The organism is candidate division WOR-3 bacterium, assembly GCA_029858255.1.
Lineage (GTDB): Bacteria > Hydrothermota > Tepidihabitantia > SM23-42 > SM23-42 > SM23-42.
This window is the reverse complement of the sequence record JAOUFJ010000002.1, coordinates 39,574-54,147: the sequence shown is the minus strand read 5'-3', so window position 1 is coordinate 54,147 and position 14,574 is coordinate 39,574. Positions and strand designations below refer to the sequence as shown.

The following is a 14,574-nucleotide window of genomic DNA, read 5'->3' as shown; positions in this document are numbered from 1 at the left end:
TTCAATTATCCCGATCCCATGTGGAACGGGCTTTTCCGTCTCTTATATAGTAGCTCTCACCATGTGGTTCTTCGGGTATTGCCTCGACGAGCCCTGACGTTACCAGGTCAGTTATCACGGCAGGCGGATAGCCTATTGCATCAGCATATTCCCCGATTTTACGATTAAGGAAATCAATGTCTATCTGCATCTTAATCTTCTTTATGTAGATCGCCGCGATCTCCTTTTCCTCGGGATTCTCGGTATTATTATAGAGGTCCATCCAGAGTGCCAGCGAAGTCTTTAGGTCACCGAGCTTGAGGTAAGTAATGAACGCATACCACCGTTTTGCCATATCAGGCGCGTCGGGTTTTGTAGAAGCAACGCGGAAATAGGTCTGAGCCACCCGGTATTCCTTCAGAAAAATATAGTTGATGAACCCATAAGTAAAAGGGATCCTCCATTCATCAGGGTTTGAGTACATGCCCTTTTTTAGTAGCGCTTCTGCCTGGTCTGGTCTCTGTGCATCATGGGTGAGCATGAGCGCGCCGAGCGTGTACGAATAGAGGAATCTCGGATCGAGTGTTGTCAATATATCGAGTATATGGTACATCAGTTCAAACCTCGCGTCTGTCATTCGGTGCTCACCGTAGTACTGAATGAATCGCAGCCATACGATGTCGGCGAGCGGAGCATGATATCCGACCGACAGCGTACGTAAAGCATAGCCTGAAGGGAAATACATCAATTCGCCGATCAACTCATGAGGGGTTTTTCTCATGTCTATTCGGTAAGCAAGACTGAGGAGCACGACCAGAATCAGGCATGCGATGGCGATCTTCTTGGTCATTCTATTTCCCTGTGCATCGGGAAGGAGTCAAAGTTGACTACTTGAATTCACGGCGTTCAAAGATCAATGTCGTGACATAGAGAAGAAATACTGTATAGATCACGCCGTAGCATACGGAAAAGATAACCTGATCCGCCGGCAGGGGTATGTTATAGGCAAGGTCGGTGCGAAAATTGAAGTTGCTGAGGTTGGGCAGAAGGTAGTAGAACCCATAAGCGACGTGTTTGAGGGCTTCAACCTTGGTACTTTCCGCGAACAACTTCAAGTCGGGCATGGCATGTCCTGTAACGAAAAATATCACACCCATTATCGAAGTCAGTGTACTCGAAGAAAACGACGAGAATAGCAGAAGGATACCGAGTATCACCGAAACCTCGATGAGTTCAAACGGAAAAACAATGAGCAATGAAGGCTCAAATACACCTTCTTGGACGAAAATGATCAATTGATGTATCAATAGCATGGCAAGTACGAGCAGGGCAATGAGCGCGCCCAGACCCAGGAACTTGCCCAGCACAACTTCACCCCTGCGTACCGGTTTTGCCAGCACAGTGTAGATCGTGCGTTTTTCTATATCTCGGTGGATGAGCGCAGAGCCGATGATTATTGTAGTCAGTACGCCAAAGAGTGAAGTCACGGCGAGACCGAAATCACGCATTATCTTAGGCGCTTCGCCAAGGGCGAAAGGTTCTAGAAAAACCGAAACTACGATAAGCAATAGAGCAAAAATGCCCAGCAAGGACAGAATTCTCTGCCGTAGGCCTTCCTTGAAAGTGTTTTCGAATATCGCTATTACTCTATGCATTTTCTTTCAGCTGCGGATGAACATTGACTTATGCTTAAATTCATCATCGAGTCGTTCCTCTTTTCTCAGCCGTCGCCTTTACCTGATCGACAAACCAGTCCTCAAGAGTGATCTTGTCAGCCTGGAGGCCCTTCTTGAGTAGTGTCGACATATCACCGATCTCTTTTATCCTACCCTGTATGACTATGCCAATGCGGTCGCAGACCGCTTCAGCGTCGGGTAGAATATGAGACGAGAAAAAGATGGTTGTACCCTTGCTCTTTTCCTCCAGTATCAAATCCTTTATCTCCTTGCGTCCAATCGGATCAAGCCCGGTTAGCGGTTCGTCAAGAATGAGCAGATCAGGTGATCCGATCATTGCCTGGGCTATGCCGATCCGTTGCAGCATGCCTCTTGAATAAGACCTCAGCTGGACGTGCATCGCGTCTTTCAATCCTACACGCTCAAGGAGCGTAAATGTCCTTTCTTTATACTTCTCGAGATTGCTCAGAACCGCGTGGATCTTGAGGAATTCATAGCCGGTCAGATGTTCGTAAAAGTACGGAGATTCGGGCAGGAAGCCGATGCGCTGTTTTGCTGATAGTGAATGGGGTGTCATACCGAATATGCTAACGCAGCCAGAGTCTGGTCTGATCAGTCCGGTGATGATCTTTATGGTCGTTGTTTTGCCTGCGCCGTTGGGTCCAAGAAAACCGAATACTTCACCTTCACGAATTTGCAGTGAAATGCCCTCAAGCACCTGTTTCTTTTTCTGCCAGAAATGGTTCTTGAAACTGCGTTTGATATCCTTGAGTTCTATGACGGCTTGCATTGCATTAAATATACACATAATCCGCGATTTGTAAAGTGAATTTTAGCCGCTTGACAGTGGTTGATATTTATGTAAAATAGACACTCAAGAAAGGAGGCCAGATGCTCATGCTATTCATACTTTTCTTCGCGCTACCGCAGGAATATGTTAACCTGGTAATGAATGAGGATTATGAAGCAGCACTGCAATATTGCGAGGAAAGGATACAGAAAAACAAAGATCCCTATCAGTGGAAGCTCGAGATGGGTGATATTTACTACAGCAAATTATTGGATTTTCAAAAAGCTGCAGAAATATATCAAGACGTCGTTGATAACTACAAGCACAAGGACGGTTGGGCCTATTACCGTTTGGCGCAGGTTCTCGAGATACTGGAAGATTATCTGAACTCAGCGAGGATGTATGAAATTGTAGCGACGCGTTTCCGCAAAGCCCCACTCGATTCTTTTTCATTGAATGGCGTTGAACGTTGTTTCAAGAAGAATTATCAGGATTACGTCGCGGTCATAGATGGATACAATATAACACGTCTGGAATTGGATGAGAAAACTGGACGCGGCGGTCAGTTTGCGCGTCCCGATGAGAAGGTAGTACTCGAGCAGATGATAACGGAGCGCCTGATATTCGCCAGCGCGGTTGAGAACAAGATAACGGACACAGAATTCTTCAAGAATAGTTTTAATAATCGAAACAGAACCATCCTCCTGGACGAGGTGCGTGCCTATGAAGTGATCAGCAAGGCAAATCCGACCGATAAACAGATGAAAAAATACTATGAAGAGAATAAAGACAAGTACGTCGTCAGCGAACAAGTCATGGGGCGGGAGATTGTCGTCGAATCGGATAGTCTTGCGCAGGTCCTTCTTGATTCTCTTATCAAGGATAATGCAAGCTTCGACACGCTTGCCAAGCTGTATTCAACCGAAACGAGTGCCCGTAACGGTGGCAACATGGGTATCGTTTACCCCGGCCGGAAACACGCGAGTATTGATTCCGTAATCTTCAATACCGAAGTCAATACACTGACAAAAATCGTTCCCTTCGACGAGAAGTTTGGTATATACTACATTACATCTCACAAACCTGAGCATTACCGTGACTTTGAAGAAGTCAAAAAGCAGATCGAAGCGCAGGTCAGGACGCAAAATATCGAAAGGGAAGAGGAAGCTTTCACCAAGAGATTGAAGAAAAAGGCAAAAATAGCCACATTTAACGATTCGATCATCGCGGTCCTGAAGGACACGACCGAACAAAGCAGAGGAGTCACAATAGCTGAAATAAACGGCAGAAGGATAACCTGGGATGACGCCACGCAGAGGAATGAAAACATGTCGCCTCGATTTGCCAGGTTAGACCTTTCCCGTCCGGATAAGGTTGAAGAATTGCTCGGTATCATCTTTGATGAGGATCTGAGAATGGAATTGGCCTGGCGTAACAAGTATTTTCTGCACGATGGGTACTTTACACAACTCAAAGACGCTATGAAGACCGCAATGGATCAGGGCTTATATCAGAAGGTCGTGCTCGATGCAATCGTTATCGATTCTGCCGAGGTAGAAAGAAATTACAGTGAAAACATCGAAGAGTTCAAGATGCCCGAATCTGCTCGCGTCCACGAGATAATACTGGATTCAAAAGAAGTTGCCGAAAAAGTGCATGAAGAGGTCATTGCTAACCCAGAATCCTTTGATTCGCTTGCCGCTGAGTATTCAACCGCAGTATCGAGCGTGCGCGGCGGTGAGACCGGACTCATACGCCGGGGCATGATGGGTGAGGATTACGACAAAATTCTCTTCTCCTTGAAGATAGGTGAGATCAGCAAAGTGTTCAGCGTCAAGGCAGATACATGGACTATCATAAAGATGGTCGAGCACATTTCTGAACACTACCGAAGCCTTGACGACGTGAGAAATATCATCGAATCGCGTATGAAGCGCCAGCAACAGGGTGAACTCGCCGCTGGTTTTCTCGATAAGATAAGAGAAGAGGCCGATATCCAAATCCTGTTGCCCGAACCAGAGGAAGCCCCGGAGCCACAGACAGAAAGCGAAGAGTAAAGAGGTTAATGCCAGAACTACGGAAAGATCCTGTCTTAGGTCGCTGGGTAATAATTTCCACCGAGCGCGCGAAGCGCCCAAAAGATTTCAAATTTTCCCCCGAATCTAAGAAAATAACACCGAAGGAATGTCCTTTTTGTCCTGGTAATGAGTCAGCGACACCGCCTGAAATATACGCCATCCGTACGGATAACTCGGCCCCTAATGCACCTGGCTGGAAACTGCGTGTTATACCCAACAAATTCCCTGCACTGAGGATCGAAGGAGAGATCGACAGACGGGGCGAGGGGATTTACGACCGTATGAATGGCATCGGAGCTCATGAGGTCATCATCGAAACACCTGTACATGAGCAGGATCTGGCTGACATGGATTTGAATGGATTCGGCGATGTCGTGTATGCCTATCAGCAGCGAATACTTGACCTTAAAAGAGACGAGCGTCTCCGCTATGTGATGGTATTCAAGAACTTTGGCGCTGCAGCAGGTGCCTCGCTCGAGCATAGTCACTCGCAGTTGATCGCGACTCCAGTTGTCCCCAAGAGAGTCATGGAAGAGATGGACGGCGCAAAAAGGTATTATGAATACCGCGAGCGCTGTATCTTCTGTGACATCGTGGTTCAGGAAACAAAGGCGAGAAAGCGTTTGATCAGTGAAAACAACTCGTTCATTCTCGTATGTCCCTTTGCCCCGCGATTTCCCTTTGAATGCTGGATACTTCCGCGAAACCATCGCTCCAATTTCGAAGATGCCACAACTGGAGAATTGAAGGACTTGGCCGCTATTCTAAAGGATTGCCTAATGCGCCTGAAGAAAGCGCTCAATACGCCACCTTATAACTATATCATCCATACTGTGCCAATAACCATGGGTGGTATTGATTTCTATCATTACCACCTGGAGATCATTCCGGTTCTCACGCATATTGCGGGTTTCGAATGGGGGACAGGTTTCTATATTAACCCAACCGGTCCAGAGGATTCAGCGGCGTATCTCAAGAACATCATTTGACCGGGGACCGCTGTTGGAGGTATCTCTGAGCGTTCAAAACAAAATATAAAATGAAGGTCGTTTTCATAGCATCTGAGGCGGTACCTTTTGCCAAGACCGGCGGTCTGGCCGACGTCGCGGGCGCATTACCACGTTCACTCGTCAATTCAGGCATCGACACTCAGATCATCCTGCCACGCTACAAAGGCATCGGAGGAAAGAAGGAATGGTCGGCGCATTTGAAAATGGCCGTTGACCACCGTGTGGATTATTACCGGCAGGATAACTATATATTTATTGACAACAGAGATTTCTACGCACGAGATGGGCTGTACGGTGACTCCAGCGGTGATTTTCCCGACAATTGCGAACGATTCACTTTCTTCTGCAGAGCAGCTCTAAAGGTGCTGGAAAGGGAATCCTATGACATAGTTCATTGCCATGACTGGCAATCGGGTTTGGTGCCGCTATATATGAAATCTAAGCGGTTGAAAGCCCGTAGCGTTTTCACCATCCACAATCTCGGCTATCAGGGGAAATTTTCCAAGGATAAGTTCCCGATACTGGGAATCGAGAAAAAATACTTCTCGCCGGGAGGCTTGGAATTCTACGGTGATGTGAATTTCCTCAAAGCGGGTATTGTATATGCTGATGCTGTCACGACTGTCTCACCAAATTATGCCAGAGAAATACAAACCCCCGAACTGGGTTTTGGTTTGGACGGGGTACTGAGGACACGTGCCAACGATCTCCACGGGATCCTTAACGGAATTGACTACGAACAATGGAATCCCAGTTCGGATAAACTTCTGTATGAGCAATACGTTGATTTCGACGGTAAACAGCGCAACAAATCGCGGCTTTGCTCCGATCATGGCCTAGACACAAACAGACCACTCATCGGCGTTGTATCACGGATCGCTGGCCAGAAGGGATTTGACATCCTGCTCTGTGCCCTGGATGAGATAATCAAGATGGGCTACAATATGATCATTCTCGGTTTTGGTGAGGAATCATATCATCACAAACTACTTAAACTCCAGGACGTCTATCATGGTCGCTTGTGTGTGAACATCAAGTTTGATAATAAACTGGCGCATCGAATATATGCTGGGAGTGACTTTTTCCTCATGCCGTCCAAATACGAACCGTGTGGATTGGGCCAGCTGATCAGTTTGAGATACGGTACCGTGCCCATCGTTCGCAGTACCGGTGGGCTTGCTGATACTGTACATGAATTCGACAGTGAGAACTTGTCTGGAAATGGATTTCTTTTCACCGAATATAGTGGCAGAGCGCTTGCCAGTGCTGCGGAGACTGCCCGTGATGTTTTCAGACAAGCCGAGAAGTACAGGAGCCTGTCCGAGAGTTGCATGAAATATGACTTCTCCTGGGAAGAGTCGGCAAAGAAATATGCTCAGTTGTATGCCGGATTGCTGAGCTCTTGACAGCTTGGACTTATTCTGTAGAATTTGCAGGTTCAAAAAGGGAGGTTTATGATAGTCAAATGGCAATGCACGGTATGTGGATACATCTATGATCCTGAATTTGGTGATCCTGACAACGGCGTTCAAGCCGGTACATCATTTGAGGATCTGCCGGATGAGTGGGTGTGTCCTGAATGCGGTGCCGAGAAGGACCAGTTTGAGCCCTATACCGAGGAAGAAGAGTAGCTAAGAGCCAACCCGCGTCTGTACAACGATTAAGGTTAGTCAACTGCCGTTGGTTTTCTAAACCGCTGTCATAATTCAAGCGTCCAATAAAGTGAGTGACCAAGACGATGAGATTCTGGTTCGAATATCTAAGAGAGGCGAAGAACAGGTGTTCGACCCGATCGTTGAGAAGTACCCGATCCCGGTATATAGGACATGTTATAAATATACAAGGAATGAAGCAGATGCGCGCGACATCAATCAGGAGGTTCTTATCAAGGTCTATAGAAACCTCATTAAATTCAATGAACGGGCTAGGTTGTTCACATGGATCTACAGGATCACGGTTAACACGTGCATTTCGTTTAAAAGAGGCGAGCGGTTTGCATTGCCTCTGTCGAGAGCATCAGGTACCTGCAGACGCGCTGCGAGAGCGAACACAAATGAAGGTAGCCATAGATAGAGCGCTCGAAAGGTTGCCTGAAAGACAGCGGATGACTTTCATTCTTCGCCACTACGAGGGATACACTTTCGGAGGAATAGGGAGATCATGGAAATTAGCAAGGGTGCTGCAAAGGCTAATCATCACCACGCAGTGCGGAAATTACGGGCATACTTAAAGGACTGGCTATGAGAGATTGTGGTCGGACGCGCGAACAGATGGTCGAGCTCCTCGAAGAACAGCTGGGTTCGAGAGAGCGTGAAGAGTTGTTTAATCATCTTTCGCGTTGTGTGGAATGCACGCGGGAATATGAAAAAATCAAACGGCAATATGGTTTGATGAATTCAGATAACGTTACGCTGCATCCTGCTGAAGTATTTGAGGGAATGAAAACGAACGTCCGTCACACGGTATGGCTGTCGCGGCCAAGATCCAGGCTGCCACGGCTCCTGCCGGAAATCCTGATACCTGTTCTTGCCGCCGCCGCGCTACTGCTGATAATCTTATGGCCCCGTAACGGCACTGTTGAATTCAATATACCTGTTGCCGAACTCATTGAAGATGAAGATATTGCTGGCCTTGTCGTCGCCGGTACCGTGGACAGACAGATGGTGAAAGAACTCACTCTAATAGAGGATCATCTGTTGCCTGATTATGAAGAAGCAATCGATGAATTGACCCGCGAAGAGGAGGAAGCACTTATTATCGCGTTACATAGAAAGTATCGGTCCGGCACATAGCATGTGTACCGGCATATTATAGGAGGCAGTATGAAGGCGTTCATCGTTTTTTCCCTGATTCTCGTGGCATTTTCGCACGGTCAGGAAAGCGATTCCAGAGATCCCCGGGAAATAATCGAAAAAGTTAGGATTTATCGTCTGACAAAGGAACTCGATTTAAGCACTGAACAGGCGATCGAATTTTTTCCCAAGTTGAATGAATTGCACAAGATCGACAACGAATTTCGCGAGCAGCGGCGGGAAATACTTCTTCACCTCAAGGAGCTGCTCGGAACCGGCGCTTCTGATAATGAAATAACGGAATCACTGGGTGCTTACGAGAAGATTCTCAGGGACAGAGTAGAGCGCCAGATCGATAAAATGAGGGAGATCCGGACTATGCTTACACCCAGCCAGCAGGCGAAGTATCTGATATTCCAGGATGAATTCGAACGCGAGATCAGGGAGATGATAAAAGAGGTCAAGAGACTACAGCCCAGATGATGGTTCTTGAATCGTTAAATCACTGTTGAATCTTATCGAGCAGCGCCCTCAGATCATTGTTGAGCGCCTCGTAGAGTTTCACCAATTCGGTCACGCTGCTTGTTCTCCGGGATATCTCCGTCTTTTCTTTTACGTTCTTTATCATGACCGTATATTCGATCTTGGCACTTACCTTTGACACCCTTCCCGTAATAATATAGTCACACAGCATCGATGTTCCGAGCTCATAAGCCTGATTATCGTCTATAATGTTCACTCCCAATCCTCGTTTCACTATCTCCATGTTGATCGTGGTTTTATCGACAATTGTATACCGGCCGCTGAAAATCCTGATCGTACGGTACAATTCATCCTGGCATACTTGACTGAGCCCCGCATTTATCGCCTCAGGATTCTCTTCACGGAACGGAAAAATGACGATGACCTTCTTCATCTCACCGGTTGGCAGCGTTGTCGGTCCGTATTCAAGGTTTAACTCGTTGATGACCATATCGGTGATGTCTAGTTCACTCAGTGCATAATAGACACCCTCAGAGAGCTCGAGGATGATTTCAAATCCCTCCTGCTCGGCGATTTTTGTGATCGCGTTGTTGATCTTTTCAAGTAGTGGAGCCATCACCTCATCATTCTTTTGTTCGACCTTTCCACGTGTACCGAATATGTTCTGAAGGAACTGATTGTAAGATTCTGTCAATGCTTCGATTTCATCAATTTTTCTCAGTCTCGCCTCTTCGGACAGGAGGAGCTCCTGCGTCGCTAATTCAGATTTCAGCTCATCGATCTTTCTTTTCAATATCGAGGCCGAATCCCGGAACGTAAAAACATATTGATTGAACTCAGCCGTTGCTGCTGCTGTCGCCTGGTACTCATTCATAACGCGTTCAGCATTAACGAGACCAATCTTGACCTCCCTTGCGACCGTGATACTCAGCAAGAAAAGTATCGGGAAAAGCAATTTCTTCATCTGTCCTCCAGATTGAATAATCTTTCCATACCATCCACAGAAAGGACACCACGCCTTACTTTTTTGCCATGCTCTCCTGGATGATAGTGCATTGCCGCGCGTCGAGTGTATATGATACCGTATTTCAATACTAGAACATGCCAAACGGGTTTATCTGGAAATGCGGTTCAAAACCCGGATTTTCCCGGTCGAAACCGTAGCCGAGATCAAAACCCATGACTCCGATCATCGGAACTTCAACTCTGATACCCGCACCCGCACCACGGTAAAGGTTATGAAGATTCATGTCACGGTAAGAAGTAAAAGTGTTTCCGGCATCGAAGAAGAGAACGAATGCCATCCCTTGGGACAATTTGAGCTTCAATTCCAGGTTGTTTACTAAGACAGCACTACCGCCGACAACCCTTCCATCCTCGATGGGTGACAGCGAGCGGTCGGGATAGCCACGCACTCCATCGGTGCCAATTCCACCTGCGTAGAAGCGTTTGTAGATCGGAACTTCATCAGAGCTAGTTACAACGCCAGCACTGATACGTGTCATTAGTGATATTTTCCAGATGAGCGGGAAGTAAGCTCTGGCATCAATCGTATATCGATTGTAATCTATATTTGCATATAGAATCTTCTTGGCGAATTCGGCACCGAGCGAAATATACGAACCGCTGGATGCATTGAATATGTAATCGCGCGAGTCCCTGCTGATCGAGAAAGAATTAGCGATCGTCCACTTGGGTATGGTATCATCATACAGACTGTATCCTGTCGAAGGTGGAGTGTAGGACCTGGCGATATCAAGTATCTGCGTTCTCTCAGTTCTGAAACCGTAACTGAATCTGGTATAATCGAGGTAAAATGGTAGTGATACGCGGGTGGCAAACCCAATGTCTCTTTTTGTGTAGTATTCGTACAACCTATTCACGTAGTATACGTCCATGCCCGCAGAGGTTCTTGTGTCGAACAACCACGGTTCGGTAAAACCTACCTGGATATTTGTCAATCTTCCGCCCAGTTCGAATTTTGTGTATAGGCGCTGCCCGCGACCGAAGAGATTCGGATGGGAGAATTCGACGTAGCCTGTTGCCTTATCCTGCGGAGAGTAGGCAATTCCGGCGCCTACGGTAGCCAGGCCTTCTTTTTCCTTCACATCGTATATTATGTCGATGTTACCTTCACTGTCGGGGTTACCTGGCATTATCTGTATGTCTTCGAAGAATCCGAGATTGAATATTTCGCGCTGACTTCTGATGACATCCGACCTTCGATATCGCTGGCCGGGCATTGTGATGATCTCCCTCCGGATGACTTTTTCACGGGTCCGATTATTACCAGTAATGGTGACCAGTTTGACGTTTGCCGGTGAGGATTCGGTGATCCCGTAATCGATGTCTATTATACTGTCGCGAACGTTCTCAAGCGGTACTATGGAGCAATAGATGTACCCCTCATCTGCAAAGAGGGTGTACATATTCTGAATGCTCTCTTCAGCAAAGCCGAGGTTATATACGTCACCGCTATGAAGCTTCATTGCACGTTCCAGCACGGTCTCCGAGAATAATGTGTTTCCTTCAAAGGTTATTTCACCCACATAGTATTTCTGATTTTCTTCAACGCCAATAGTAATGATGAATCTATTGTTCTTCACTTCGACGATGGGTTCGTGCACTACCACGTCGAGGAATCCGTTTTCTTTGTAGAGTGCCGCTATTTTGTCGATATCCTCGTCTAGTTTTTCCTTGATGAGCCTGCCCGATTTCAAAAACCCGGCTTCTCTTGTCGACATCTTACCTTTGATTTTCTTGTCCATGATCGCCGTGTTACCTTCGATTATTATCTTTCCGATCCGCGGTTCAATGCCTTCACTTATGGCGAAGAACAATTTCGCTTTGTTCAGGGAATCGACGGACAGACTTTCGCTGACCTGTGTTTCATGGAAATTTTTTTCCTTGTAGAGCTCGAGAATCTTGCTGTGGGCATCAAAGATTGTCTTGTCATTGAGTATCTGACCGGCGCGGAGCTCTATCTTTTTGATCAAATCACCGTCCTTTATTTTCTTATTGCCAGTGAATTGAGGAACACCCTTCAAATAAGGTGCTTCATCAACGATGATTCTCACGAATATTCCATCACCCACGATGGACGTGTCCACCGCGATGAAATTGAAGAGCCGCAGTTTTGAGAGGTTTTCAATAGCTTCGCGTATTTGTACATCTTCGAACGTACTGCCGACCTCGATGCCACTCGACTCGATTATCAATTGATGATCCGACCACTTGGCCTCGACATCGATGTCGGCTACTGTGTAACTCAAGAGGAAGAAGAAAAACATCATTTCTGCGTGAACTCGATCTTTTCTCCCGACCTCACGAGTTTAATACGTTTACCCTCTTTGATGTTTCCTTTGAGGATCTCTTCTGAAAGCGGGTCTTCGATTAATTTTCTAATGATTCTTTTCAGCGGACGGGCGCCGAATTCAGCGTCGAATCCCGTTTCAACGAGCAGTTCCTTGCTTGTTTCATCCAGTTCCAATCTCATATTCTTCTCACGGAGTCTCTCTTCCACTTCCTGTATGAGAATTTCAATGATTTGCTTCATATCGTCCTTACTCAGTTTCTTAAAGACAATTATTTCGTCGATACGGTTGAGGAACTCCGGCGAGAAAAGCTTCCTGACCTCTTCCATGAGCCGAATCTTCATTTTCTCGTATGAAACCGCATCATCGACTTTCATGAAGCCGATGCCATCGCTCCTCTTGATCTCAGCAGTGCCGATATTTGAGGTCATGATAACAACCGTGTTTTTGAAATCAACGCGCCGGCCATACGAATCCGTCAATTGGCCATCCTCCAGTATCTGGAGCAGAATGTTGAAGACATCCGGATGTGCCTTTTCGATTTCGTCAAAAAGGACTACCGAATACGGCTTTCTTCTCACTTTCTCTGTCAGCTGGCCGCCTTCTTCGTAACCAACGTATCCTGGGGGTGCGCCAATTAGACGCGAAACATTGAATTTTTCCATGAATTCGGACATATCGAGACTTATCAACGAATTGATATCACCAAAAAGGAATTCGGCTAACCTTCTGGCAAGTTCAGTCTTGCCCACGCCGGTTGGCCCCAGAAAGATGAATGAGCCGATAGGTCTTCTGGGATCCTTGACCCCTGCTCGACTGCGTCTGACAGCCTTTGCTATTGCCGAAATTGCCTCGTTCTGGCTGACGATCTTCTTTTTCAGCTCTTCTTCCATTTTGAGTAGTCTCTTGGATTCCCCTTCTTCGATCCTTGAGACTGGAATACCTGTCCAGCGCGAGACTATGAAGGCAACATCCTCCTCGTTCACGGTAGGCCGAATAGTGGCGGTGGTCTTGTTTTGCTGCTGTAATGCATCGGTCAGTTTTCTCTGTTCATCACGCAGATGGGCAGCTTGTTCAAATTTCTGCTCGGCTACCAGTTTCTCCTTCCTGACCTTTATCTCATTAATTTTCATTTCCAGCGCGGCGGTTTCGTCATTCTTCACTATCTTCGATAGTTTCACCTTGGCACCTGACTCATCGATGACGTCGATTGCTTTATCGGGCAGGAATCTATCAGTGATGTACCGATTGGATAGACGAGCAGCGGCATCCAACGCTTCATCCGTATATGTTATCTGGTGATGGTCCTCATACTTCTTTCGCAATCCCTGTAGAATATTGATCGTTTCCTGAACCGTTGGCGGGTTTACCATTATGGGTTGAAAACGGCGCTCCAGGGCCCCATTTTTCTCGATGTAGCGGCGGTAATCCTCCAGGGTAGTTGCGCCAACACACTGGATTTCTCCCCTTGCCAATGCTGGTTTCAGTATGCTCGATGCATCGATGGCGCCCTCGGCAGCTCCGGCTCCGACGATGGTGTGCAGTTCATCTATGAAGAGTATGACATCCTTGTTACGCGTCACCTCGTTGATGACTGCCTTCAGCCGCTCTTCGAACTGCCCCCGGTATTTCGTGCCGGCAACGACCGACGCCATATCCAATGCGACCACCCTTTTATTCTTCAAGGAATCCGGGACATTGCTCGCGATGATATCCTGGGCAAGACCTTCGGCGATTGCGGTTTTACCGACACCGGCCTCACCGACGAGGACGGGATTATTCTTCTTGCGTCGGGATAATACCTGGATGACCCTCTCGATCTCATTCTCGCGACCGATGATCGGATCCAGTTTCTCTTCACGCGCAAGCTGGGTCAGGTCTCGGGAGAAAAGGTCGAGTGCTGAACCCCTCTGCTTGCCGCGTGCTTTGCTGGTCATGACGCCTTCAGGTCTCAAGAGCTGGATGATCTCGTTCTTGACAGTCTCGTAGTCGACCCCAACAGATTCAAGCACCTGCGCGCCAAGACTCTCTGGCGTTCTGATAATACCAAGCAGTAGGTGTTCGGTGCCGACATAGGAATGGCCGAAATTCTTTGCTTCTTCCATCGCGTAGTTAAGGCATACTCTCGATTCGTTACTGAAAGGAACATCTATCTTGCCACCGGGCCCGGTACGGATGGAACTCTCGATATTCTTTCGCAACTCGTTGAGTTCGATGCCTAAATTTATTAAAACCATGGCACCAACACCTTCGCCTTCTTTTATCATGGCCAGCAAGAGGTGCTCGGTGCCAATAAAGTTGTTTTTGAATTTCAATGCTTCGTCATGAGCAAGGTGTAATATTTTCCTCACCCGCTCGGTGAATCTCTCCTGCAATGCATCCTCCTTATTAAGCCCATTTTATTCAAAATTGAGTATTTGTCAACTATTAAGACAATTCTCAAGATTAGTCT

At 47.0% G+C, this 14,574-nt stretch carries 13 protein-coding genes; 7 read left to right on the top strand and 6 right to left on the bottom strand.

Annotation, left to right across the window (positions count from 1 at the left end; genetic code table 11):
* Window position 1: 1 nt before the first annotated feature.
* Genes OEV79_01370 through OEV79_01360 form a run of 3 tightly spaced genes read right to left on the bottom strand, consistent with a single transcriptional unit; the run spans window position 2 to window position 2,445 of the window.
* A complete protein-coding gene (locus OEV79_01370; GenBank protein ID MDH4210085.1) occupies window positions 2-829 on the bottom strand; it encodes a hypothetical protein in 828 nt (275 codons plus the stop codon).
* Window positions 830-866: 37 nt separating this feature from the next.
* On the bottom strand, window positions 867-1,634 hold the full coding sequence (locus OEV79_01365; protein MDH4210084.1) for an ABC transporter permease: 768 nt from the start codon (window positions 1,632-1,634) through the stop codon (window positions 867-869).
* Between the two features lie 43 nt (window positions 1,635-1,677).
* The gene (locus OEV79_01360; protein MDH4210083.1) at window positions 1,678-2,445 is read right to left on the bottom strand and encodes an ABC transporter ATP-binding protein; all 768 of its coding nucleotides are present in this window, start codon (window positions 2,443-2,445) and stop codon (window positions 1,678-1,680) included.
* A gap of 101 nt (window positions 2,446-2,546) precedes the next feature.
* On the opposite strand from OEV79_01360, the gene OEV79_01355 reads away from it, so the two are divergent.
* The 7 genes from OEV79_01355 (at window position 2,547) to OEV79_01325 (ending at window position 8,808) form a co-directional block, all read left to right on the top strand.
* Window positions 2,547-4,502, top strand: a complete 1,956-nt coding sequence (locus OEV79_01355) for a peptidyl-prolyl cis-trans isomerase (protein ID MDH4210082.1) — start codon at window positions 2,547-2,549, stop codon at window positions 4,500-4,502.
* A gap of 8 nt (window positions 4,503-4,510) precedes the next feature.
* Window positions 4,511-5,512, top strand: a complete 1,002-nt coding sequence (gene galT, locus OEV79_01350; GenBank protein ID MDH4210081.1) for a galactose-1-phosphate uridylyltransferase — start codon at window positions 4,511-4,513, stop codon at window positions 5,510-5,512.
* A 50-nt stretch (window positions 5,513-5,562) separates the two neighbouring features.
* Entirely contained in the window at window positions 5,563-6,939 is a 1,377-nt protein-coding gene (gene glgA / locus OEV79_01345; protein MDH4210080.1) for a glycogen synthase GlgA, read from the top strand.
* A 51-nt stretch (window positions 6,940-6,990) separates the two neighbouring features.
* Window positions 6,991-7,164, top strand: coding sequence for a rubredoxin (locus tag OEV79_01340; GenBank protein ID MDH4210079.1), 174 nt, complete (start codon window positions 6,991-6,993; stop codon window positions 7,162-7,164).
* A gap of 91 nt (window positions 7,165-7,255) precedes the next feature.
* The gene (locus OEV79_01335) at window positions 7,256-7,606 is read left to right on the top strand and encodes a hypothetical protein (protein ID MDH4210078.1); all 351 of its coding nucleotides are present in this window, start codon (window positions 7,256-7,258) and stop codon (window positions 7,604-7,606) included.
* Window positions 7,607-7,773: 167 nt separating this feature from the next.
* Entirely contained in the window at window positions 7,774-8,325 is a 552-nt protein-coding gene (locus tag OEV79_01330; GenBank protein MDH4210077.1) for a hypothetical protein, read from the top strand.
* Window positions 8,326-8,355: 30 nt separating this feature from the next.
* Entirely contained in the window at window positions 8,356-8,808 is a 453-nt protein-coding gene (locus OEV79_01325; protein ID MDH4210076.1) for a hypothetical protein, read from the top strand.
* Between the two features lie 19 nt (window positions 8,809-8,827).
* Here OEV79_01325 and OEV79_01320 read toward each other — a convergent pair whose 3' ends face one another.
* The 3 genes from OEV79_01320 to OEV79_01310 form a co-directional block, all read right to left on the bottom strand.
* Window positions 8,828-9,772 (bottom strand): OmpH family outer membrane protein, encoded by a 945-nt coding sequence (locus OEV79_01320; GenBank protein MDH4210075.1) that lies wholly within the window; start codon window positions 9,770-9,772, stop codon window positions 8,828-8,830.
* Window positions 9,773-9,902: 130 nt separating this feature from the next.
* The gene (gene bamA, locus OEV79_01315; GenBank protein ID MDH4210074.1) at window positions 9,903-12,098 is read right to left on the bottom strand and encodes an outer membrane protein assembly factor BamA; all 2,196 of its coding nucleotides are present in this window, start codon (window positions 12,096-12,098) and stop codon (window positions 9,903-9,905) included.
* Entirely contained in the window at window positions 12,098-14,497 is a 2,400-nt protein-coding gene (locus tag OEV79_01310) for an ATP-dependent Clp protease ATP-binding subunit (protein MDH4210073.1), read from the bottom strand. Before OEV79_01310 ends, bamA begins: the two co-directional genes overlap by 1 nt.
* Between the last annotated feature and the right edge of the window lie 77 nt (window positions 14,498-14,574).